Below are 23,727 nucleotides of genomic sequence, written 5' to 3' on the forward strand. Positions count from 1 at the left end.
ATGCACGCCATTGGTGCGTGGTGTCCAGAGGAGTCATGGGGCATGCAGGCTTTCCTTTCACCGGGGATCAAGTTGCTGGGGCGGTTTGGCTTCGCACGTAAATTCCAGTTGTTGTTTCTGCTATTCATTTTGCCGTTGGCCGGCAGCCTGTTGATGATCGGCCAGGACTATCGCGACAAACTCAATCTGATTTCCGGCGAACGTGCCGGCGTGCGTCAGTTGCTCGCGCTCGATGCACTCGACAACCTGCTCGCGGCCCAGCGCGACCGCGCCGCCCGTTGGCGTGCCACGGAAACCAATCGTCAGCCGACACCCGCGACGCTCGCCGCCATGGCTGCGTTCGATGCTGTGCAGCCAGCTGTCCAGCAAGCCACCACTGACTTGGGCAATGCGCTGAATAACGAGGGCGCCGAAGGCGAAACCCTCACCCGTTATCAGGCGTTGCAAACCGCGCTCGGCGGCCTGGACTCGAAAAGCCTCAGCGGCGTCGGCTGGTGGCCGGACGGTTACGACCGTTTCACCAACGCCCTCAGCGCCCTGCAAGCACTGCGCGAGCAAATCGTCATGGACAATCGCCTGACCCTCGCGCCATGGCTGGAAACCTATCTGCTGACGCAGATTTCCACGCAGCACGCACCGGACCTGATCGAACGGGTCGGGCGCCTCGCGGCGGTCGGTCAGGCGTCGGTGGTGTCCGGTCAGTTCACTTTGCAAAGTCGCTTGCAGTTGCGCGACCTGCGCAGCCGCATCGGCGATGCCCGTGAGCAGTTGGTGAAAACCGCAGGCTTGCTGGAAGCGCGTCTGCCCACAGGCCTGCAATCCTGGGCCAGCCAATACCACGACAGCCTCAAGCACCTGGACAGCGGCCTCAAAGTGCTGGACGACGGCGTGTTCGGTGGCAGCATCAATCTCAAACCGGAAGACTTCGAACGCAGCCTTGATGCGTTGCTGGCTGACCTCGCCTCTCTGCGCCAGCAATCGCTGATGTCGCTGGATCAGCGCCTCGAAGACCATCACGGCTCGGCGGTTCGCCAACTGATCATCGTCGCGGCGATATTCGGCTGTCTGCTGCTGGTGGCGCTGTACCTGTTCATCTGCCTGCAAGCCTCGATCCGCCGCAGCGCCAGCGGCATCACCGTACTTGCCGAAGCCCTGCGCGACGGCAATCTGAGTCTGCAAGTTCCGGTTGTGGGACACGATGAGCTGGCGGCGATCAGCACCGCACTCAACGTCGCCGTGGTGCAATTGCGCACCAGTATGATCGGCGTCGATCACGAGACTTCACAACTGAGCAACGCGGTTCGCAGCCTCAACGATCATTCCAGCGGTGCCCTCAGCGAAGTCGAAGCACAGCAGTTGCAAATCAGTCAGATCGCCGCTGCGGCCACACAACTGGCCGCGACCTCCCAAGGCGTCGCACAGAGCTGCGAGCAGGCCTCTGGCAGCGCTCAACACACCCGCCGTATCGCCGCCGACAGCAGCCGCGACAGTCAGCGCACCACAGCGAGCATTCAGCAGCTCAACCAACGCTTGAACGACACCGCAGCCGCGCTAGGCCGGGTCAGTGAGCAAGGGCAGCAGATTCAATTGGTGGTCGACACCATTCGCGGGGTGGCCGAGCAGACCAACCTGCTCGCGCTCAACGCAGCCATCGAAGCCGCACGCGCCGGGGAACAGGGTCGCGGTTTCGCCGTGGTCGCCGATGAGGTGCGTAGCCTGTCGCAACGCACGCAATCGTCCACCGCGCAGATCGCCGGCACGGTCGACAGCCTGCGCGCCACGGTCAACGAAGCCGTGAGCCTGATGGAAGCAGCCTGTGGCCAGGCACAAACGGACGCCGAAGCCGTGACCGGGCTGGGCGAACGCCTGGGGGAAATTGCCAGCGCCGTGCAAAGCGTCACCGACACCCTGGCGCAGATCGCCACGGCGGTTGAAGAGCAAGCGAGCACCGCCGACGAGGTCAGCAGCAGTATTCAGCAAGTCGATCAGGCAGCAGTGCGATTGCTCGAAGGCGCGCGCGCGGTGAATCTGGCGGCGGACACCTTGAGTCAGGGCAGTCATGCCTTGAGTACCAACACCGCGAGATTTCAGCTTCGTTGATGCCCTGCCCGGCACGATTTTCGGGGCCGGAGGATAAGCGGTTGAAAATAAGAAGAAATATTTTAAATTTACGCTTGACGCTTTTCCATTTCAGGGGAATAATGCGCGCCACTTGGCTACATAGCTCAGTTGGTTAGAGCATAGCATTCATAATGCTGGGGTCCGGGGTTCAAGTCCCTGTGTAGCCACCAAGTACTAAAAACGGCTTACCGAAAGGTAGGCCGTTTTTTTATGCCTGTAGAAAAGTCTCGGTAATCTCCTGTTCCGCCAGGCCGAGAAAGCGCCGCAGGAAACGGATTCGATCCTGGTACGAATTGGATTTTTTCGTGAAGCCAGGCGCCTGTAACTCAACCGTTCGGTTCGCCCCACTCCCCTATTGACCGACAAGCTCCCCCGGCTCGATTCAAATCCCTCTTCGACGAAGACTGGCCTTGGAAGCATCCGCACGGCGGCGGCTCCTGGACCGCATGGAATCCGGCAGAACACCGGAGCCCGCCAGCAACTTTGGCAAGATCATGGTCGCGGTAGCTGGACTCGGTGGGGAACTCGCTGTGCATTACTGGCCTCCTGTAGGTTTTGTATTTGTGGGAGCGAGCCTGCTCGCGAAGCGGTGTTTCATTCAATATCAAGGCTGGCTGATACACCGTATTCGCGAGCAGGCTCGCTCCCACAGGGGCTTGTTTCAGTTTGATGAATTTGACATTGACCCTAGCGAACATCCGCCCTGAAAAGAAAGACAATAATGCCCACCGGTTTGCGTCGCGACCGGTCGGTCGATAAAGTCCCTCAGACTTTTTATCCACGGACGGAGAGCCCGCGTGTTTTCAGCCTTGCCCTTGAGCCGCTTTCGCCTGCCTGCCCTGACGCTGATCATCAGCGCCCTGTCACTCACCGCGTGCAACGCCCCGCCCTCCTCGACCCTGCCGCTGGCACCGGAAGCCGCCTCCGGTTATCGCACCGACCTGCAAACCCGTCACGCCAGCAAACACATGGCGGCGGCGGCCAATCCGCTGGCCGCTGAAGCGGGTCGGGAAATGCTGCGTCAGGGCGGTTCGGCGATTGATGCTGCGATTGCGATGCAAGCGGTGTTGACGCTGGTGGAGCCGCAATCTTCCGGCATCGGTGGCGGTGCGATGATTGTGTTGTGGGATGGCAAACAGGTGCGCACTTATGACGGCCGCGAAACCGCGCCGGCCGGCGCCACCGAGAAACTGTTCCTGCAAGCGGACGGTAAACCGATGCCGTTCCCGCAAGCGCAAATCGGCGGGCGTTCAGTGGGTACACCGGGCGTATTGCGTGCACTGGAGATGGCGCATAAACAGCACGGTCGTCTGCCCTGGGCCAAGCTGTTTGAACCGGCGATCAAACTGGCCGAACAAGGTTTTGCGATTTCCCCGCGCCTGTATTCGCTGCTGGCATCCGATCCGGTGATCCGCCGCTCGCCAGACATGGCTGCTTACTTTCTTAATGGCGATGGCAGCGTCAAAGCCGTCGGCACTCGCCTGCAAAACCCGCCCTTGGCTGCCGTGCTCAAACGCATTGCCAGCGAAGGTGCCGATGCGCTGTACACAGGCCCGATCGCCGAGGAGATCGTCGCCAAGGTGCAGGGCCACGCCAATCCCGGCAGCCTGTCCTTGAACGATCTTCAAGGTTACAAAGCCAAGGAGCGCGCGCCCTTGTGCACTGACTACAAACGCTGGCAGGTCTGCGGCATGCCGCCACCGTCATCGGGCGGGATCGCCGTGGCGCAGATCCTCGGCACCTTGCAGGCACTGGAGACCCGCGATCCGCGCCTGGCGCTGGCACCGTTGAAACCGCTGAAGACCGACAAACCCGCCGGCTTCGAACCGGCGCCGCAAGCCGTGCACCTGATCGCCGAGGCTGAACGCCTGGCCTATGCCGACCGTGCGCAATACGTCGCCGATACTGACTTCGTGCCGGTGCCGGTCAAGGGGCTGGTCGATCCGGGCTATCTCGCCAGCCGCGCCAGCCTGATCGGCGAACGCAGCATGGGCAGCGCCAAACCGGGCACACCGCCGGGCGTGCAAGTGGCTTACGCACCGGATCGCTCACCGCTGCGCATCTCCACCTCGCAAGTGGTGGCGGTGGATGACCTCGGCGGCGCGGTATCGATGACCACCACCATCGAAGCGGCGTTCGGTTCGCACTTGATGGTTCAGGGCTTTCTGCTGAACAACCAGATGACCGACTTCTCGTTCATCCCGCAAGAGAATGGCCAGAAAGTCGCCAACCGCGTCGAACCCGGCAAACGCCCGCGCTCGTCGATGGCGCCGACGCTGATCTTCGACCGCACCAGCGGCGAATTCCTCGCCAGCGTCGGCTCGCCGGGTGGCTCGCAAATCATCGAGTATGTCGCCAAAACCACCGTCGGCCTGCTCGACTGGAACCTCGACCCGCAAAGCGCGATAAGCCTGCCCAACTTCGGCAGCCGCAACGGCCCAACCGAACTGGAAAAAGGCCAGTTCAGCCCGGCACTGATTCAGGCTTTGAAAGACAAGGGCCACACCGTCAACGAAATCGACATGACCAGCGGCACCCAGGCCATCGTGCGGGTCAAGGATGCGCAGGGAAATGCATCGCTGGAAGGTGGAGCAGATCCACGGCGCGAGGGAGAAGCGCTGGGGGATTGAGATCAACGAAACTCACACCGCCAGCGTCTTGCCGTCCACCGGGGCGCCTATCGTCAGGAAGTGCCCGCCGGCCACATGGTGCAAAGTGCGCAGGCCGTCGTGCCCTTCGAAATGCCAGCGTCCTTCGCTGAACACCCGTTCATCGGCATGGGCGGCAATGACTTCGGCGAGGAACAGGTCGTATTGATCGTGATTGCGCGGCTCCGGCAGCAAGCGGCATTCGAGCCAGGCAACGCATCCCTCGAGCAGCGGCGCTTCAACCTTGTCGCCGCTAAAGGTCTGCAAGCCATAGGCCTGAAACTTGTCCTGCCCTTGGCTTTGGCTGATTTCCAGACCCGAGGTCGAACCAACGGTCTGCACGATGTCGGCCTGATCGACGCACGGCACGTTGAGCACGAAGGTGCCGGAGGCTTCGAGCAGTTGCCGCGTCCAGGTGGATTTGTCGAGGACGACGGCAACTTTCGGCGGTTCGAAGTCCAGTGGCATCGCCCACGCGGCGGCCATGATATTGCGCTGGCCGTCATGGGCAGCGCTGACCAGTACGGTCGGGCCGTGATTGAGCAGGCGGTAGGCTTTGTTCAGGGCAACCGGGCGGCGGTATGAATCGCTCATGGGGATCTGCTCCGGGAAAAAGGAGCTGATTGTAGCGCTGTCACTGAAGAAACACAGATTCGGTGGGAGCGAGCCTGCTCGCGAAAGCGGTGTGTCAGTCAACATCCCTACGGAGTTAACTGACGCTTTCGCGAGCAGGCTCGCTCCCACATTGGATCAGTGCAGGTCAGTGGGACAGTTGATTGGCGAACTGGCCGACGGCATTCACGACTTTCTGCGCGCCGTCCTGAATCTCAACGATCACCGTTCCGGCCTCCGCCGCCAGCGCCAGCCCTTGCTCGGCCTGGAGCTTGCCGTCGGTCATCAGCGCCACGGCGTTACGCGCCATTTCCTGGTTCTGCCGCACGACGCCGACAATCTCTTCGGTCGCCTGGCTAGTGCGCGAGGCCAGTTGCCGCACTTCGTCGGCTACCACGGCAAAACCACGGCCCTGCTCACCGGCGCGGGCCGCTTCGATCGCGGCGTTGAGCGCCAGCAGGTTGGTCTGTTCAGCGATGCCGCTGATGGTTTTGACGATCGTGCCAATCACCAGCGACTGCTCGTTGAGCGCTTCAATGCCTTCACCGGCGGCCTGCATGTGCCGCGACAAGTCGCGCATCACGTTGACCGCTTCGGTTACTACGGTCGTGCCGCGCTGGGCAGTGCTGTCGGTTTGTTGTGAGGTGCTGTAGGCAATGCTGGCGGCGTCGGCGACAGCTTGTTCGCGATTAACCTGATCGGTGATCACCGTGGCGAACTTCACCACTTTGTACAGCTTGTTGTTGGCATCGACCACCGGATTGTAGGAGGCCTCCAGCCACACTGTACGACCATGGCTGTCGATACGTTTGAAACGGGCAGCCACAAACTCGCCGTTGTTCAGACGACGCCAGAAATTCTGATACTCGGCACTGTTGTACTCTTCGGGCATGCAGAACATGCGGTGATGTTTGCCCTTGATCTGCGCCAGGCTGTAACCCATGCCGCTGAGAAAGCGTTCGTTGGCGTTGAGCACGTTGCCGTTCAAATCGAACTCGATCACCGCGGTGGAACGCACCAGTGCACCGATCAGGTTTTCATGCTCGCGGGAGGCTTCGATCGTGCGGGTCAGGTCGCTGGAGAAGATCGAGATGTGCTTGATCCGCCCATCCGAAGAACGTACCGGCTGCACGATCGAGCGCAACCAGGCCTCGTCACCATTGCCACGCAGCAGTCGCACAGCGCCGGCGAAATGCTCGCCGCGAGTCATGGCGTTCTTGAAGCGCTGATGGAATTCGTCGGATTTCACATGGGCCGGGACGATGTCATCGATGGCCCGGCCAATCAGGTCATGGCTCTTGTAGAACATCTCGTCGAGGAAGTTCTGGTTGACCGACTGAACCCGTCCATCCGGCTCGAGAGTCAGCACCATCATCTCGCTTTCCAGGCTTTCCTTTACTTGCACAAGGCTGGAGAGTTCTTCACGAAGAGCAGCCAGCTCTTGCTTCAAGCGTTTATTGAACATGGGAAAGCACCGATGGGCAGGGTGGAAAGCGGATACAGCCTAACCATCGGCCTTGGACAGCTTTTCTGAAGAGCGATTGAGACTCGTCAGTCAAAAATAGTTCGGGCTCTGCGAGTCAGGCAGTTCCGGCAACCTGACATGGCCCCGTGCGCGGCATCCGCGCGCCAAAATACGCCGCACTCAGCACACCCACTGCGCCCATCACCGCGCAGAAGATTACGCAGATCCACGGGCTCCATGGCATCAGACCGATCAGCAACAACGGCGTGATACTCGCCCAAGCGGCGTAGGCAATGTTGTAGGTGAAGGAAATGCCGGAAACCCGAATACGCGCCGGAAACAACCCGACCATCACCGACGGCACTGCACCGACAACGCCACAGGCAAGACCGGCCACCGCGTACGCCAGACCAATCCAACCGCCCCCCATGATCAAGCAGCTGTAAAGCACGCCAATGCCCAGCGGCAGCAGCACGCTATACAGCATGACCGTGCGCCAGGCACCGATGCGATCCACCAGCAACCCGGCGATCACGCAACCGATGTTGAGAAAGACGATGCCCAGGGCGCTGAGCGCAAAAGTGTGGCTGGCGGTCATGCCGAAGGTTTTCTGCATCATGGTCGGGGTGATGACCACGAACACCACCACTGCCGATGTCAGCACGCAGGTCAGCAACATGGCTGGCAGCATTGCCAGTCGATGTTCACGCAGCACTGTACGCAGCGGCAGCTCGACCCGTGCCTCGCGCTGCGCCTGCATCGCCATGAACACCGGGGTTTCGCTCAACCAGCGGCGCAGATAGACACCGATCACACCGAACACGCCGCCCAGCAGAAACGGATAGCGCCAGGCGTAATCAAGAATTTCCGCCGGGGTGAATACTTGTGCCAGGAATGTCGCGGTCAGCGCGCCGATCAGATAGCCGAAGGTCAAACCGGCCTGCAAGAAGCCCAAGGCATAACCGCGATGCCCGGTCGGTGCGTGCTCGGCGACGAATACCCAGGCACTCGGCACTTCACCGCCAACCGCCGCGCCTTGCAAGATGCGCAGCGCCAACAACAGCAGCGGAGCGAAATAACCGATCTGGGCGTAAGTCGGCATGATTCCGATCAGCAGGCACGGCAGCGCCATCATCAGGATGCTCAGGCTGAAGACTTTTTTGCGGCCCATCCGGTCGGCGAAATGCGCCATCAGAATCCCGCCCAGCGGCCGCGCCAGGTAACCGGTGACGAAAATTCCAAAGCTTTGCAGCAGCCGCAGCCACTCGGGCATTTCCGGCGGGAAGAACAACTGGCTGAGGGTCAGGGCGAAGAATACGAAGATGATGAAATCGTAGATTTCCAGAGCCCCGCCAAGGGCCGCAAGGCCCAGGGTCTTGTAGTCGGAGCGGCTGAACGGCACCGGTTTGGCAGTGTTTTGGGCAGTCATGGCAAAGAACTCTGGCAGGCAAAAAACCAAGGCGCACATGGTCTACGCAAATGCGTCGATGGACAACCCGTTAGACCATAGTCCCGATTTTGCAAAAACCTGCTCACAAAATGGCTTGGCTTGAATTACTGTTCAGGCCTGTCCAGAGGGACGACGCAACGCCGACCAACCGCAGCGAACCCCATGTGGGAGCTCTTTGCTGTCGAGATGGGCGGCGGCTCCCGCGGACCACAATAACCATAAAAAATCCGAGGTACTCCCGTGGCCGTTGATATCGAAGATAGCCGCTCTGCACGCTTTGCCCTGCGCTGTTCAAGTTTTGCCGAACGCTGGTTTCCCGATTCCTGGGTATTCGCGGCGTTGGCCGTGATCATCGTTGCGCTGGCCACAATGGCCATGGGCGCCAAACCCACCGCCGCCGCCATGGCATTTGGCGACGGGTTCTGGAGCCTGATCCCGTTCACCATGCAAATGGCCTTTGTGGTGATCGGCGGCTACGTAGTCGCCAGTTCCCCGCCTGCCGTTAAACTGATTGATCGCTTGGCGCGTATCCCGAAAAACGGCCGCTCTGCCGTGGCCTGGGTCGCGTTGATCTCGATGGTTGCCTCGTTGCTGAACTGGGGCCTGTCGCTGGTATTCGGCGGTTTGCTGGTCCGTGCCCTCGCCCGCCGCACCGATCTGAAAATGGATTACCGTGCAGCTGGCGCCGCCGCGTATCTGGGACTTGGCGCGGTTTGGGCACTGGGGCTGTCGTCGTCGGCGGCGCAGTTGCAGGCCAACCCCGGCAGCCTGCCGCCGTCGATTTTGTCGATCACTGGCGTTATCCCGTTCACCGAAACCATTTTCCTCTGGCAGTCCGGCGTGATGTTGCTGGCGCTGATCGTGGTTTCGATCATCATTGCCTATGCCACCGCCCCCGGCCCTAACTCTGCGCGCAGCGCCGAGGCCTGCGGGATTGACCCTGCCTTCAACCTGCCGCCGCTGCAACCGCGCACGCGCCCTGGCGAATGGCTGGAACACAGTCCGCTGCTGATCATCGTGCTGGTGCTGCTGGCGGCGGGATGGCTGTTCCACGAGTTCTCGACGAAACCGGCGATTACCGCGATTTCCGGGCTCAACACCTATAACTTCCTGTTCATCATGCTCGGCGCATTGCTGCACTGGCGTCCGCGCAGCTTCCTTGATGCCGTCGCCCGCGCGGTGCCGACCACCACCGGCGTGCTGATCCAGTTTCCGCTGTACGGCTCGATTGCCGCGCTGATGACCACCGTCAAAGGCGCCGACGCGCAAACCCTGGCCCACCACATCTCGACGTTCTTCGTCAGCATCGCCTCGCACGACACGTACGCGCTGCTGATGGGCGTGTACTCGGCGATTCTCGGTTTCTTCATCCCGTCCGGCGGCGGCAAGTGGATCATCGAAGCGCCGTACGTGATGCAAGTCGCCAACGATCTGCAATACCACCTCGGCTGGGCGGTGCAAATCTACAACGCGGCGGAAGCCTTGCCGAACCTGATCAACCCGTTCTACATGCTGCCGCTATTGGGCGTGCTCGGCTTGAAGGCGCGGGACCTGATCGGTTTCTCGTTCGTGCAATTGCTGGTGCATACACCGCTGGTGCTGCTGTTGCTGTGGGCGCTCGGGACGACACTGGCGTATACGCCGCCGGTGATGCCGTAAAGCGTTCGACCTCACCATATAAAACCAATGTGGGAGTGAGCCTGCTATCACGAGCAGGCTCACTCCCACGTTTGCAACGACTCACTCGATAACTTTTCTACTGCCCACTAGACCGCGCGACACCCGTGGTTTCAGTATGTACCCGCCCCGCAACCGGGAACCACGCTGAAAAGGATCTGAGCATGTTCAAACTCGCAGGACTTACCCTCGCCGCGCTGACACTGAGCGCCGCCGCCCACGCCGATGTCGACCTGAAACTGGGCAGCACCGAGCGCGTCACACGTCTGTTCGCCTACCCCAACAACTGCAGCGTGATTTGCTTCCGCAACTGGACGCTGGAGCAGACCGTCGCGCATTACCTGACCCAGAGCGTGCAACGCGACGGCTATGCCAATGCGAAGGTTCTGGTCAAAACCGATAACGACCAGATCTACGCCGAAATCAGCGGCGTGCCGCAGGGCTACGACAAACCGCTGTCGGCGCTGCTGGACGCGGGAGATCTGGCCTACACCGGCGCCAGCAAGCTCAACGCCGATGGCAAATGGGCGTACAGCTGGTATCTGTTCCTGCCGTTGGGCATGGCCCTGGAGAATCGTAAAAGCGTCGAATTGCTGCACTTTCCGCCGGATTACTCGCTGACCCAGGCTCAGGATTATCTGCGCTCCAATACCACCGACCGCTGGGCAAAGCTGTTGACGGTCAATGGCATCCCCGCCGATCAGACCCCGGCCTATCAGACCATCATCGACATCGCCCCGATCGCCGCGCCGTCCAACGCCGGCAGTGACCTGGAGGGTGTCTATGACTACTTCAAGGACTACCAGACCACGCTGGTCAAGCAGTTCAGCCAGACCGCCAGCGGCAAGACGCTGCCGATGGTGGCGTTCGGTGCACCGGTGAGGAACTGGATCAAGCAGCAATACGGTCCGACCGTGAACGTCCTCGGCCTGGCGACCATCAGCCCCAGCACAGGGGTGAACGTGCCGGTGCTGGGTTCGAACCACCCCAGTTACATCTGGTACGCCGCCGATCCCAAAAGCTACACCGGCGACGATGCGCAAGCCAAGGCTGACGCGGCAGGCCTGAGGGTAATGGGGCAGGATTTGAGCGCCGCCTGCTGGCAGGCCGACATGGGCAGCAAACCGGACAGCGATGCGCAGAGCACGCTCAGTACGTGCACACAGACCTGGCAAGTCACGCAAAAGGTCAAAACCTGCGAGTTGTTCTACACCTCCATTCGCAACCTGACCCCGGAGCAAGCCGCCACCCAGTGCGCCACACCACCGGTCAAGGCTCAACTGCAACAGCTCAAAGCCCCGCTGCCCGCCACTGCGGCCCCCGCTCCACACCTGTAATCGCGTTGATGTCATTCCCGTGTCAGCCATGACTGACGCGGGAAAGCGTCTATCTCGCCTGTCAGATCTGACAGTAGACCGTCTATACCTATTACAACTACATTGGATCCAAAGAATAGTGGCGCCGCGCTGACAGGACGTCAGATAAAGGAAGTCGCGCCCTCCCTGCAACAAGGACTGTTATGAATACCCATGCGATTGCTGGATCTGTTCCACGCGATACCGAAGGTATCTATCCCTTCGCTGGCCTCCCGGTGCGCCTCGGGTTTCCGTCCAGCGCCGACTTCGAAGTCTTCCACGATGAGCACGGCACCCCGACAGGCGTCGCGGCGCGTCGGGAATTTCAGCGCACCTGCCGAATGTGCAGGGTGTCTGGACAGTTACTGCCCTACCGCTGTCGACAGACCCGACAGCTGTTGAACGGTATCCACGTCTACGATCCACGCTTTTGCGGAGCACTCGAACACGCCTGCGACCCGAACGTATTTCTCGACATGAGCGAACTGTGGCTGTGGGCGTTGAAAGATATCCACAGGGGTGAGCGGCTGACCATGGATTACGCCGCAACCGAAGACAAACTGCTGCGTCAGTTTGCCTGCGGTTGCGGTTCTGTACGTTGCCGTGGGTGGATCACCGGTTACAACGAACCCCCGAGCATCGAGGGCCAGCACTTTTTACAGCGCTGGCGACGGCAAGGCTCACGCTGATCCGCGCGGCAACCTTCGGCGGCTACGGCGCCCCGACAGGACGCAAGCGATACTGCGGCGGCAATTGCTCGAAACCGCTGATGGTCGCGTTCAGGCTTTTCCAGCGCCCATCCTTGATGCCGTAGATGCAACCGTGGATCGACAGGCTCTGCCCGCGATGCCAGGCGTTTTGCACAATGCTGGTATGGCCGACGTTGGCCACTTGCTGGATCACGTTGAGCTCGCACATGCGATCGACCCGCTCTTCTTCGGTCGGCAGCTTGGCCAGCTCGTCACGCTTGTCGTAATAGAGGTCACGGATCGAGCGCAGCCAGCCGTCGATCAGACCGAGCTGACGATCCTGCATCGACGCCCGCACACCGCCACAACCGTAGTGGCCAGTGACCAGAATGTGTTTGACCTTGAGCACATCGACCGCGTACTGGATCACCGACAGGCAATTGAGGTCGGTGTGCAGCACGACGTTGGCGACATTGCGGTGTACGAACAAATCGCCCGGCAACATGCCGACGATTTCGTTGGCCGGCACCCGTGCGTCGGAACAGCCGATCCACAGATATTCAGGGGTTTGCTGACGCGCCAGCTTGGCGAAGAAATCCGGGTCTTCCTTGGTGATCGCGTCAGCCCAACGCTCGTTGTTATCAATCAGGTCTTGTAAGTCATGCATGCTGTAAGGCCTCAAGAAAGATGCGCTGCTTTGACAGACGACCGTCAGTCGGGGTCACGAAAGGATCGCAAGTGTTTTTGTTGGAATTCTCGTGTGCCCGGCGAGTCCACCTTAGTAAGGCCCACACTATGAGGATTTGCCATGACTGATTCACGACGCCCTTACGATGCGGTGCAACCGGAACCCATCGATGATAACGAAGATCGCATGGGTTCGATGCACGAGCTGGATTTCGACGACGAACAGCCCAGCGCGAAAATCGGCGACGAACTGCCGGAGCAGGAGCGCAAGCAACTGATGCCAGAAGAGCGCGTGCGTGAAGCGGGTCTCACTGGCGCGTCGACTGCCGACCATGAGCCGACCGACGATGACATGAGCCCGGAAACGCTGATTCATGAGGATGGCGCACGGGATGCGAAGGAATCCGGTGAAGACAATCCTGCGGACTGGGATTTGAGCGTGGTCGATGAAGACGATATCGGCGGCGGCAATGGTCTGGATGAAGCAGAGCTGGCGCGGCGCGAACCGTTGGATGGCAATCGCTGATCACCTGCAGTAACGCAATCCCTGTAGGAGCTGCCGAAGGCTGCGATCTTTTGATCTTGTTGTTCAACATCCAAAGCAAGATCAACAGATCGCAGCCTTCGGCAGCTCCTACAGGGGGCTCAGCCATACATGAGCGGGATCAGTCAACCAAGGTGCAGGCCATGACCACCGCATCTTCACGCCCACCCACCGCCGGATAATAATCCCGACGCCGGCCAATCTCGTTGAAGCCATAACGCTCATACAAACGGAACGCCGACCGGTTGCTGTCACGCACCTCCAGAAAACACTCGCGCGCCTGGGCGGCATACGCCCGCGACATCAGATGCTCCAGCAACGTAAGCCCCAGCCCACGCCCCTGATTCTCCGGTTTGACCGTGATGTTGAGCAGGTGCGCCTCATCCAGAATGATTTGCACCACGCCGTGACCGACCTGCTGCTGACCTTCGAACATCAACCAGATCTGGTATTTGCCCAGGCCGTCGAGAAAAATTCCACGGGTCCACGGGTGGCTGTAGGCGGCGAATTCAATCTTCAGCACAGCGTCCAGGTCCGCCTCGGTCATCGGGCGGAACGTTACAGCGTCACTCATTCGATTCTTTCCAGCGCGCCATCAGCCGACGCATGGCTTGCCACACAGCGGCTTTGCGCTGTGGCTCTTCCATTAACAATTCCAGACCGGGAATGGCCCAGGCCGGGCCCAGACCTTCGATCTGCAATTCACGATTGAACGCTTCGGCGTCAGCTTCACCGGCAAAACGCACCGCCGGCAGGCCGATCAGCCAAAGGCAGGCGCACGGCGCCGCTTCCATTTGTACCGAAAGAAAACCTTGCACGAAGTCGCGCGCAGCTTCCGGCCCCTGATCCATCGTGCCGCGATTCAACCACGGCCAGCGCACCGGCTCGCCGACGATCTGCGGCGCATCCGGCAGACCGGCGGCACGCAACATGTCCTTGAGCAAGAGATACGCCGGATCGCGGCTCTGGAAGGATTCACCTGTGGGTAACTCCACCAGTAGCAGGCAACGCCCGGCGCGCAGCAGTTGCAGGGCGAAACGCGGGGGGGGCACTGGCGCAGGTTTGGCGACCACCGGCGTGTCGTCCGCCTCCTCGACCGGTTTTGTGCTGGCTCGAGTACTCGGCGACGAAGGTCGCGGCACTTCGATCTTCTGCCGCTCGGTGGGGCGAACGACAGGCTGCACCGGGGTTTCGGCCTGAGGCGCAGCCACAACCGGCGCCTCGATTTCGGGCTCGGGCATGTCCAGCAGCTCGGGCCGCGAAGGGGCAGCGAAGGGCAATTCGGTGCGCGGCAGCCAATTGACCACCTGCATGGCGTTCAAATAGGCGCGGCGGCGGGACTCGATAAGCAAAGGTCGGCCACTTGTGGATAACTGAAGTGCGCGATTCTACCGCCCTTCGCTCAAGATCGCTCGCTGTTGATCGATAGTCTTGAGCCTGGCGCTTTATCCATGCTCTTTACCTTGAAAAAAGCGACAGCCCGTCCCGAGAGTGAATCGCATCCTTCGTGATGCAGTACAATCGCGGCTTTTAATCGCCAACCAGCCGGCCATTCCGATGATCGAACCCAAGCGCGTCTTGCGCGCCCTCGCTGAACACTGGGCACTTCTGGAGCCACTGTGCGAGCACTTCGACCAAGGCACACTGAGCCTCAACGAACTGCGCACGCAACTGGCCGCCCAACAACTGGACAGCACGCCGCAGGACATCACCAGTCTGCTCGACGTGTGGATTCGCCTCGACATTCTGGTGCCCGTGGCGAAAAGCCCGAACCGTTTCGAGCTCAATGCGCAGATTCACGACTTCCTCGCCTACCTGCGCCGTGAGCACCGTTTGGGCCTGTGCCTGGAAATCGAAGCGTATCTGCGGCACCTCGAACGCCTGGCTGGTTATATTCAGGACGCATTCGACATCCGCGATGGCCACGACCTGGCCCGCCAGCTGCGCTTGCTCGACATGCGCGTACGCGACGTGTTGAAGAAGCTCGACAACGACGAGCAGGCGCTGGTGGCCGTGGCCGAACGCGCGAAGACCAGCGACCGACAGATTCCACTGCGTCAGCGTTACGCCGAAGTTCTGGCGACCTGGGACGAATACGTCGAGCCGATGATCGATCTGGTCAACGCCGACGGTGCCTTCGAACAAGGCGTGCGCAAGGTCGAAACCGTACTGCTGAAGATGCTCAGCGAACAGCAACGCCTCGGCCATCTGGTCGATGACGACATGCTGCTGCGCACCCACGCGCGCATCCTCGAAATGCAGACCAGCGCCCAACTGACCCTGCGTCATGCCCGCGAACTGCTGCTGCCGCTGCGTGAAGAAGCGCGCCGCCATAATGCCGTGACCCGTGGCGCCGCACTGGCGCTGGCCGCGATCCGCCGCAAAGGTATCGATGCCGTGCCGCAAGCGGCGATGCCGCTGTTCACCCGGCCGCAAAGCACCTTCCTCGGCAGCGCCAGCCAGGTCGAAGCCTACGTTTATGCATTGGCGCGTTTCGAGCCCAAGCCGGCGCGTTTCCCCAAGGCCCACAAAACCCAAAAAGGTGGCGAAGCTCCACGTGCGCCTCGCACGGTGCGCGAAATGCTCGATCGCTGCGAAGACGCCCTGCCGATGCCGGACCTTATGGTCTGGCTGCTGGAGCAGGAACCGGACGGCGCCACCGACGAATTGCTTTACTGGTTCTCGCGCCTGTCGCGGGAAAAACGCTTCAAGCGCGAACGTCTGGAACGCCGCGAATACCACACTCACGAGCACCAGGTCAGCCTGCGCTCCTTCGCCCTGCTCTCGGCCCGCGACCCCGCCGCCGAGGATTCTGCGAGCATCCCAAATGCATCTTGATCTCTCCGAACTGTCTCAACTCGCGCCGATCTTCCGCGAACTGTTCAAGGGCTACCACGTCAGCCGCCGTGATCCGGAGCTGTACGCGCAACTGTCGAACTTTCAGGATCAGTACCGCACGCTGTTCAAGGCCCTGGGCTTTGAACTGGTCTGCGACACCCGTGGTTTCTACTACTTCGTACCGGACCTGGCCGCGGCGGCGGTGAACAAGACGGCCCAGCGTCTGGCCCTGTTTACCTTCATCCTCGTCGAGCATCTGGCCGATCAGGGCCGCGACCCGATTGCTGTGCTTGATGGTGGCAGCCTCGGCCGCGAAGAGCTGCCATCGTTGCTGGAGAAGTACCGCGATCTGTTTATTCAGGCCGAAGTACAGACCGTTGAAGAGCTGGAAGAAAAGATCATGCGCCGCATGACCCAGCTCGGCTTCGCTGGCGAAGAGAACGGTGTGTACCGTTTCCTGCCGCCGATGCACCGATTCCTCGATGTGTGCCTGTCGGTTCAGCAAGACCGCGACCTGGCCGCCAGCGTGCACAGCGTTCTGCCGCTGCCAGCGCCAGTGCTGATCGACGAAGCTGCCGAAGCCAAATTCCTCGAAACCGACGATCCGCTCGATCTCTCGGAATTTGACGTAGAGAGTGAAGAAGACGCACTGGCCCGCGCCATTGCCGAAGAACAGGAGTCCGACGCATGAGCCAGGAACGCTACGGCATCCGCCGCTTTGCCCTTTTGAACACCGCCGGTTACAGCCTCGGCCTGTTCCCGCTGGAAGAACCGCTGTCGGTTTATGGCGCGAACAACCTCGGTAAATCGGCGTCGATCAACGCCTTGCAGTTCCCGATTCTGGCGCGCATGTCGGACATGAGTTTCGGCAAGTACAGCCTGGAACAATCGCGGCGCTTCTACTTCGCGACCGATACCAGTTACATCCTTGTCGAAGTAAGCCTACCCCACGGCCCGCACGTTATCGGCGTGGTCGGTCGCGGCCCGGGCGGTGGTTTCGGTCACCAGTTCTTTGCCTACGCCGGCAAACTCGATCTGGCCCACTACCAGAAAAACGACACTTGCCTGCGCCAGAAAGAGCTGTTCAGCAACCTTGAGAAAGAAGGCCTGAAAGCCTACGAACTCAAGCCTGACGAACTGCGTCGCTTGCTGGTTGGCGGTCACACGTCGATCCCGCTGGACCTGACCCTGATCCCGCTGCGCTCCACCAGTGAGCAGAGCCTGAAGACGTTCCGCGCACTGTTCATCAACCTGCTGCACATGCGCGAAATCACCGCGGCCAAACTCAAGCAACTGTTCCTCGATGCGTTTGAGCACAGCTTGCGTTCGGGTAGCGTCGATTACATTGCCGCGTGCGAAGAAGCGTTCCGCGACGTACGCCGCATGGAACAGGACTACAACTCGTTGGTCGCCGCTGGCCCCTTGGTCGAAGCCTTGGCCAATGGCGTGAAACAGCGCGACGTGCTGCGCGGCAAACTGCACCGCCTGTCGCCGCTGCTCGATTCGCTACTCGGCACCTGGTCGGATTACGCCGGTGCGCGCAAGGAAGAGCTGACGATTCAGGCCGATCACTACCGCGGCGAGCAGGATGCACTGCAAAACAATCAGCGTGGCGGTACACAAGAACTGATGCGTCTGGAACGGGAAATTTCCGGCATCCAGCGCTGGCTCGGCGAACTGTCGGTGTTGAAAAATCGCTTTGCGCTGGTCGATGACGTCAAAGTGCTGGAGCAACAATTGCTCGCCGCCAAAGACGCTCACGACGAGTTGGCCGGTGCCTTGGCGCAATCGCGTCAGTTCAGCGCCGAAGATCTGGAAGAGCGTCTGCGCGATCTGGAAAAACGCCTGAAGTCGGTGAAGCAGCAACTCGATCACGCCGACAACAACAGCTACGCCCGTCTGCGCGAAGAGTTCTCGCAGCCTGACGTCGAGCGTTTGATGCGTCTGTTCAACAGCGCGCTGTTCAGCTTGCCGCTGGGCGAGCACGGCATCACCCTCGACGACAATGGCGAGTGGGTCAAATCGGTTGAGCTGATTCTCGATGGCTTCAAAGGCGAGCGCTTCGAGGTGCCGGGCCTGTCGATCGACCTCTCGCACATCGAGCCGCCGGCCCTGCAAGCCTTGGCTGACCGTGCCGCGCTGCGCGATCAGAAAGAGCGTCTTGATAAAGAGCTCAAGCAACTGAAAACCCAGCAAGCCGTGGCCGCCGACCGCACCGCGAGCAAGACCCAGACCGAAGCGCTGTATCAGCAGGTTCTGGATGCGCAAAAGGCGCTGGAAGACTTCCGTCGCTGCCAGACCCTGAGCGCCGAAGAAGGCGACAAGCTTGAGCAACTGGCGCAGATGGAAGGCGCGCAGGACGAACTCAAACGCTCCAGCGACGCGTTCACCGAGCGCGTCCAGCAACTGTCGGCCAAGCTGCAACTGGTTGGCCGGCAGATCGCCGATATGGAAGCCAAGCAACGTACCCTCGACGACGCCCTGCGCCGCCGCCAGTTGCTGCCGGCGGACCTGCCGTTCGGCACGCCGTTCATGGATCCGGTCGACGACTCGATGGACAACCTGCTGCCGCTGCTCAACGACTATCAGGACAGCTGGCAGGGTCTGCTGCGCGCCGATGGCCAGATCGAAGCGCTGTACGCGCAAGTGCGCCTCAAAGGCGTGGCCAAGTTCGACAGCGAAGACGACATGGAGCGCCGCCTGTCACTGCTGATCAACGCCTACGCGCACCGTACCGACGAGGCGCTGACCCTCGGCAAGGCGCGGCGTGCGGCAGTCACCGACATCGCCCGGACCCTGCGCAACATTCGTAGCGACTACGACAGCCTCGAGCACCAACTGGCGCTGTTCAACCGCGAGATCAACAAGCGTCAGGTGTCCAACCTGCAGAGCTTCCGTATCGTCCTCGCGCCGAACAAGGAAGCGCTCAAGCACATCGACCAGATCATCCACAGCGCCGGTCAGTACGAAGAAGGCGAAACCCTGTCGGTGTTCGACCTCAGCCAGAGTGCCGAGCAGGACAACAAGAACGAAGAGGCCAAGGAATACCTGGCGCGGTTGGTGGCGGCAAACCACAACCAGCTCGGCCTCAAGGACTTGTTTGAACTGGCGTTCGAGATCACCAAGGTCAACGGCCAACCGGTTATCCACACCGACATCGACGGCGCGGCGTCCAACGGCACCACCATGACCATCAAGGCGCTGACCAACATGTACTTGTTGTTGCACTTGATGGACCGCGATCAGGCCGGTCGTGTACGCCTGCCGTACTACCTCGATGAGGCGGCGGACATTGACGAGAAGAACCAGGCAGCCTTGCTGGAAACCAGCCTGCAACTGGGCTTCGTGCCGATTCTGGCGAGCGTGAAGCCGCAGGTCTGCGCCAGTGTCGCCATCGACCTGGAAGGCGGCAGCGGCCCGGCGGGGATCTACATCGACGAGGCGGACTGGAAGTACATCCGCCGCCATGATGCGGTCAAAGCCACGGTGAATGTTGAAGCGGATGAGCCGGAGCTGGATGCGGTTTGATCGGCGTTAACTGAAGGCAATAAAAAGGGCCGCGATCTGATTGGATCGCAGCCCTTTTTTATGGCTTGGGATGTGTGCTGAACGCTGAGGCCTTTTCGCGAGCAGGCTCGCTCCCACCGGGATTTATGGTTGGCACAGAATCTGTGTCTACCGCCGATCCACTGTAGGAGCGAGCCTGCTCGCGAAAGCATCTTTTCAGACGCCACATCAAATACGGGTTATTTACCGAGCGAAATCTTCGGCGCCCACGTCAGCCACTCATCCTCGAACTTATCGAACAGCGGGAACGTCTGCTCAGGCCGCGCCGGATTACCCATGCGCTCGCCATCCGGCGTAGCAAAAGCAATCCCGCCCTGAATCGCTGTTTCAAGCGATTCCGTGCGAACCGTCAAGCCGTTGAACAAGCCGATATCGAAACCCACACCACTGGTGTTCCAGAAGCGGCTGCCACTGCGTACCAACGGCGCATATTTCGGCTCGATCAGAATGTGCACCAACACGCGATCAGCGGTCTGGCCCAGTTCATAACCGGTAACTTTGCCCACGGTGATTTCACGGTAGGTCACTGGCACACCCGGTTTCAGCGAGCCACGACGAGCCGCGCTCAATACCAGACTCAAACCCGCCTCTTGCCTGGTCACTTCCGGTGCATTAGCCAGCGCGACAAAGTTCTTTTGCGGCCCGAGGTTCTTCGCCGCCGGCTGCACTTCGATGTATTGCCCGGTGACCAGGGTTTCCAGATTGGAAGTCTTGATCAGCCCCAACTCCGGTTTCACCACCCAGAACTGACTACCAACCCGGGCAATTTTCTCCGGCACTTGCGTGATGCGTGCGGTGAGGATGACCGCTTGCAGATCGTCGGTCAGATCGACACTTTCAATCTTGCCGACATCCAGCCCCTTGAAGCGAACTGGCGTGCCGCTGCGCAAACCATCGGCACGATCAACCTTTATCGTCACAACATCGCCCTTTTGATTGGCGTCGTCATGGCTGGCAAACAGGCGGAAGCGCGGAATACGTTTCTGCAATGGCGCCTTGGGCTGTGGCGTTTCGAAAGCAATACCGCCGGCCATCAACGTCTGCAGTGATTCACTCTTCACTTGAATGCCGCCCGTCAGGCCACCGGTCAAGGTAATACCGCTGACATTCCAGAAACGGGTCGAGGCGTTAACCAGATTTTCGTATTCCTTCTCGATGTGAACACCGATAACCACCTGCTTTCGGGTTTTGGAAAACTGGTAGCTCTGAACCGAACCAACCTTGACCTGTTTGTAAAGAATCGGACTGCCGACTTCAATCGAACCAAGGGCATCGGTGAACAGCACCAGGTGCAGGCCCGGCGAACGCAGATCCAGCGGCGGTGCCTTTGGCCTGGCCTCGAATTCACGTTTCGGGGCAGCCCCTTTGTCACCGGGGCGCACGGCGATGTAGTTACCTTTCACCAGTGCTTCCAACCCAGTGATACCGGCCAGGGAAATCGACGGTTTGACCACCCAGAATTGCGTGCCATCGACGAGATAGTCTTCGGCCAATGGATCAAGGGTGAGTTCGGCAGTGGCGCTGTTCAGATCCGCATCGACCTTCAGCGCCTTCAGATTGCCGACCTGAATACCTTTGTACATCACCGGCGTACGACCGGCCTGCAGACCTTCGAAGTCACTGAGTTTGACCTTCACGCGGATTCCGGCAGCGGCGGCGTCGAAGTCTTCATAAAGACGGAACGGCAAGCTTGGATCGGTCGCCGGGCTGTCCTTGCGATTCTCAGGTGTTGCGAAGGCAATGCCGCCGGCGACAATACTCGCCAGCGATTCGCTGCGCACCTTTACCCCAGACAGGTTGGCGTCGATGCTGATGCCGCTGGCGTTCCAGAAACGTGTGTGTTTACGCACCAGTTTGGCGTAGGTCGGCTCGATAAAAACTTTGAGCTCGACGGTACTCTGGTCTTCCGAAAGCAGATAGCTTTTGACCTGACCGACCTTGATCTGCTTGTAGAACACCGGGCTGCCGCGGCTCAGCGAGCCGAGCCGATCAGCCTTGATGGTCAGGTGCAGACCAGGCTTGGCATCAGACAGCGGCGGCTCTTCAGCCAGCGCCTTGAACTTGCGCAAAGGCTCGCCTTCGCCGGGACTGATGGCGATGTAATTACCGGAGACCAGTGTTTCCAGCCCGGTAATACCGGCCAAGGTCACGCTTGGTTTGATCAGCCAGAAACGGGTGCTGGTCTTGAGGTATGGCTCGACGTCTTTATTCATCTCGACCGTGGCGATCACTCCTTTGGAGCTCCCTTCATCGTCGAGCTTGAGCGTCTTGACCTTACCGACCGACATACCTTTGTACATGACCTCGGTCTTGTTGGCCTGGATGCCTTCGCCGCTCTCGAAGCGAATCTGGATCTCGATACCGGTTTCGGAGTAAGCACGCCAGCCGAGCCAGCCGCCGATGATCAGCGCAATCAAAGGCAGTACCCAAATGGCAGACCAGTTCGAAGCCGGTCGGGTTCTCGCTACAGGCAAATCAGTCATGGTCGTCATCCGACTCCGTGTTATCCCAAATCAGTCGGGGATCAAAAGTTACTGCAGCAAGCATCGTCAGAATCACCACAGTGGCAAAGGCGACGGCGCCAAGATTGGCTTCGACACTGGCAAGCCGGCCGAAGTTGATGACCGCCACGAGGATGGCGATCACAAAAATATCGAGCATCGACCAGCGGCCAATGAATTCGATAAAACGGTACATCCAGATGCGCTGACGCGCGGACAACGGCTGACGTCGTTGCACCGAAAACAGCAACAGTGCGATGCCCACCAGTTTGAAAGTCGGCACCAGAATACTGGCGATGAAAACGACCGCAGCAATAGGAATCATGCCGTGCTGCACCAACTGGATCACCCCGGACATGATGGTGCTCGGATCCCCCTGCCCCAAAGAACTGACAGTCATGATCGGCAGCACATTGGCCGGGATATAGATAATCGCTGCAGTGATCAGCAGTGCCCAGGTTCTGGCCAGGCTGTTCGGACGGCGCGGGTGAACAAGTGCGCCGCAGCGCGTGCAGGTTTGCTCGTCGGCGTCCGTTTCTTGCCTGTTCAACTCGTGGCATTCGGTACAAGTCAGAATGCCCGCATCAATCGCCCGCATGAGCATCCTCTCCAGATAACGCCTGCCAGATCTGATGCGGCGACATCACCACCTCCAGCCAGACCTGAATCAACAACAAGCCGATGAAACACGCCAGACCGAGGCCGACGGTGATGGCCGCCATGTCCGCCAGTTTAACGATCGCCACCAGTACGCCCATGAGGTAGACCTCGAGCATTCCCCAGTCTTTGAGGTGGTGGTAAATGCGATAGAGCAGCAGGCCGTAGCTGCGCCCAAGGTTCAAGCGGATCGTCAGCAATACCGCCAGTTGGCACAGCAACTTGATTAACGGAATGGCCATGCTGCACAGGAATACGACGATCGAAACACCTTGCATGCCGGTGTTGAACAAACCCACAACACCGCTCCAGACAGTGTCGTGCGACGACTGCCCGAGAAGATTGAGCTGCATGATGGGTAAAAAGTTCGCTGGCACGTAGAGCAAGAGTGCCGCGATGACCAAAGCAAGGCTGCGCTGCACCACATTGTGGCGGTGGGCGTACAACTCGTAACCGCAGCGTGGGCACAGGGCCTTTTCGCCGTGGGCAAGCTTCGGCTTGCGCATCAGCAAGTCGCACTCATGACAGGCCACCAGGTCTTCCAGTGGTAAATCTGACAGCCCTGGGGCGTCAACCGGATCTGACATAAAGGCTCTGGCTCCGAAAAAGATGGGGCTATTCTAGTGTTCTGATACGAAAATAACTGTGCAAATTTGTTCGGTGGTGCGAACAAAAACTTTCCTGCGGGCAAAACAAAACCCCAACTGCTTTCGCAATTGGGGTTTCGGAATTTAATCTTGACGATGACCTACTCTCACATGGGGAAACCCCACACTACCATCGGCGATGCATCGTTTCACTGCTGAGTTCGGGATGGGATCAGGTGGTTCCAACGCTCTATGGTCGTCAAGAAATTCGGGTACTGAGTCGTGGCCAGCTGGCCTCGCTTCAGCAAATTGGGTATGTGACAGCTTTC

The 23,727-nt window shown here is 60.0% G+C and carries 18 protein-coding genes, 1 tRNA gene, 1 rRNA gene and 1 pseudogene; 10 read left to right on the forward strand and 11 right to left on the reverse strand.

The window, feature by feature from the left end; genetic code table 11:
- Positions 1 to 42 precede the first annotated feature (42 nt).
- From AB4P97_RS18760 to ggt, 3 genes are all read left to right on the forward strand, one after another.
- Complete coding sequence (locus AB4P97_RS18760) at positions 43 to 2,100, forward strand: methyl-accepting chemotaxis protein (RefSeq protein ID WP_395601454.1); 2,058 nt, start codon at positions 43 to 45, stop codon at positions 2,098 to 2,100.
- A gap of 114 nt (positions 2,101 to 2,214) precedes the next feature.
- Positions 2,215 to 2,291, forward strand: a tRNA-Met gene (locus AB4P97_RS18765).
- Between the two features lie 627 nt (positions 2,292 to 2,918).
- Positions 2,919 to 4,751, forward strand: a complete 1,833-nt coding sequence (gene ggt / locus AB4P97_RS18770; protein WP_395601455.1) for a gamma-glutamyltransferase — start codon at positions 2,919 to 2,921, stop codon at positions 4,749 to 4,751.
- 12 nt (positions 4,752 to 4,763) lie between these two features.
- Here ggt and AB4P97_RS18775 read toward each other — a convergent pair whose 3' ends face one another.
- From AB4P97_RS18775 to AB4P97_RS18790, 4 genes and pseudogenes are all read right to left on the reverse strand, one after another.
- Complete coding sequence (locus AB4P97_RS18775; protein WP_395601456.1) at positions 4,764 to 5,363, reverse strand: flavin reductase family protein; 600 nt, start codon at positions 5,361 to 5,363, stop codon at positions 4,764 to 4,766.
- Positions 5,364 to 5,529: 166 nt separating this feature from the next.
- Complete coding sequence (locus AB4P97_RS18780) at positions 5,530 to 6,138, reverse strand: methyl-accepting chemotaxis protein (RefSeq protein ID WP_395602956.1); 609 nt, start codon at positions 6,136 to 6,138, stop codon at positions 5,530 to 5,532.
- Positions 6,118 to 6,846, reverse strand: a pseudogene (locus AB4P97_RS18785) (PAS domain-containing protein); the annotation flags it as partial. The gene AB4P97_RS18780 and the pseudogene AB4P97_RS18785, both read right to left, overlap by 21 nt.
- Before the next feature lie 115 nt (positions 6,847 to 6,961).
- Positions 6,962 to 8,275 carry an MFS transporter gene (locus tag AB4P97_RS18790; protein WP_042561065.1) on the reverse strand — a complete coding sequence of 438 codons (1,314 nt, stop codon included), beginning with the start codon at positions 8,273 to 8,275 and terminating at the stop codon, positions 6,962 to 6,964.
- Between the two features lie 261 nt (positions 8,276 to 8,536).
- Here AB4P97_RS18790 and AB4P97_RS18795 point away from each other — a divergent pair, with 261 nt between their 5' ends.
- From AB4P97_RS18795 to AB4P97_RS18805, 3 genes are all read left to right on the forward strand, one after another.
- The gene (locus AB4P97_RS18795) at positions 8,537 to 9,955 is read left to right on the forward strand and encodes a short-chain fatty acid transporter (RefSeq protein ID WP_042561066.1); all 1,419 of its coding nucleotides are present in this window, start codon (positions 8,537 to 8,539) and stop codon (positions 9,953 to 9,955) included.
- Between the two features lie 182 nt (positions 9,956 to 10,137).
- Positions 10,138 to 11,310: a hypothetical protein gene (locus AB4P97_RS18800; RefSeq protein WP_395601457.1), complete on the forward strand. Its 1,173-nt coding sequence runs from the start codon at positions 10,138 to 10,140 to the stop codon at positions 11,308 to 11,310.
- A gap of 182 nt (positions 11,311 to 11,492) precedes the next feature.
- Positions 11,493 to 12,017 carry an SET domain-containing protein-lysine N-methyltransferase gene (locus AB4P97_RS18805; protein WP_042561068.1) on the forward strand — a complete coding sequence of 175 codons (525 nt, stop codon included), beginning with the start codon at positions 11,493 to 11,495 and terminating at the stop codon, positions 12,015 to 12,017.
- Between the two features lie 22 nt (positions 12,018 to 12,039).
- Here AB4P97_RS18805 and can read toward each other — a convergent pair whose 3' ends face one another.
- Complete coding sequence (gene can / locus AB4P97_RS18810) at positions 12,040 to 12,684, reverse strand: carbonate dehydratase (RefSeq protein ID WP_042561069.1); 645 nt, start codon at positions 12,682 to 12,684, stop codon at positions 12,040 to 12,042.
- 141 nt (positions 12,685 to 12,825) lie between these two features.
- On the opposite strand from can, the gene AB4P97_RS18815 reads away from it, so the two are divergent.
- Positions 12,826 to 13,230, forward strand: coding sequence for a hypothetical protein (locus tag AB4P97_RS18815; RefSeq protein WP_047303171.1), 405 nt, complete (start codon positions 12,826 to 12,828; stop codon positions 13,228 to 13,230).
- Between the two features lie 139 nt (positions 13,231 to 13,369).
- On the opposite strand, the gene rimI is transcribed toward AB4P97_RS18815, so the two are convergent.
- A complete protein-coding gene (gene rimI, locus AB4P97_RS18820; RefSeq protein ID WP_047303173.1) occupies positions 13,370 to 13,822 on the reverse strand; it encodes a ribosomal protein S18-alanine N-acetyltransferase in 453 nt (150 codons plus the stop codon).
- Complete coding sequence (locus tag AB4P97_RS18825) at positions 13,815 to 14,561, reverse strand: hypothetical protein (RefSeq protein WP_042561072.1); 747 nt, start codon at positions 14,559 to 14,561, stop codon at positions 13,815 to 13,817. Before AB4P97_RS18825 ends, rimI begins: the two co-directional genes overlap by 8 nt.
- A 244-nt stretch (positions 14,562 to 14,805) precedes the next feature.
- Here AB4P97_RS18825 and mksB point away from each other — a divergent pair, with 244 nt between their 5' ends.
- Genes mksB through mksF form a run of 3 tightly spaced genes read left to right on the forward strand, consistent with a single transcriptional unit; the run spans position 14,806 to position 19,614 of the window.
- Positions 14,806 to 16,086, forward strand: a complete 1,281-nt coding sequence (gene mksB / locus AB4P97_RS18830) for an Mks condensin complex protein MksB (RefSeq protein WP_181818542.1) — start codon at positions 14,806 to 14,808, stop codon at positions 16,084 to 16,086.
- On the forward strand, positions 16,076 to 16,777 hold the full coding sequence (mksE, locus tag AB4P97_RS18835; protein ID WP_395601458.1) for an Mks condensin complex protein MksE: 702 nt from the start codon (positions 16,076 to 16,078) through the stop codon (positions 16,775 to 16,777). Before mksB ends, mksE begins: the two co-directional genes overlap by 11 nt.
- Positions 16,774 to 19,614 carry an Mks condensin complex protein MksF gene (mksF, locus tag AB4P97_RS18840; RefSeq protein WP_395601459.1) on the forward strand — a complete coding sequence of 947 codons (2,841 nt, stop codon included), beginning with the start codon at positions 16,774 to 16,776 and terminating at the stop codon, positions 19,612 to 19,614. The genes mksE and mksF overlap by 4 nt, the downstream gene beginning before the upstream one ends.
- 218 nt (positions 19,615 to 19,832) lie before the next feature.
- On the opposite strand, the gene AB4P97_RS18845 is transcribed toward mksF, so the two are convergent.
- The 4 genes from AB4P97_RS18845 to rrf form a co-directional block, all read right to left on the reverse strand.
- On the reverse strand, positions 19,833 to 22,136 hold the full coding sequence (locus tag AB4P97_RS18845) for an MlaD family protein (RefSeq protein ID WP_395601460.1): 2,304 nt from the start codon (positions 22,134 to 22,136) through the stop codon (positions 19,833 to 19,835).
- Positions 22,129 to 22,752 (reverse strand): paraquat-inducible protein A, encoded by a 624-nt coding sequence (locus tag AB4P97_RS18850; protein ID WP_395601461.1) that lies wholly within the window; start codon positions 22,750 to 22,752, stop codon positions 22,129 to 22,131. The genes AB4P97_RS18845 and AB4P97_RS18850 overlap by 8 nt, the downstream gene beginning before the upstream one ends.
- Positions 22,739 to 23,398: a paraquat-inducible protein A gene (locus AB4P97_RS18855; protein WP_042561077.1), complete on the reverse strand. Its 660-nt coding sequence runs from the start codon at positions 23,396 to 23,398 to the stop codon at positions 22,739 to 22,741. The genes AB4P97_RS18850 and AB4P97_RS18855 overlap by 14 nt, the downstream gene beginning before the upstream one ends.
- Before the next feature lie 148 nt (positions 23,399 to 23,546).
- A 5S ribosomal RNA gene (rrf, locus tag AB4P97_RS18860) occupies positions 23,547 to 23,662 on the reverse strand.
- Positions 23,663 to 23,727 lie beyond the last annotated feature (65 nt).

Origin of the sequence: Pseudomonas sp. A1230 (assembly GCF_044218825.1) — a bacterium.
Lineage (GTDB): Bacteria > Pseudomonadota > Gammaproteobacteria > Pseudomonadales > Pseudomonadaceae > Aquipseudomonas > Aquipseudomonas iridis.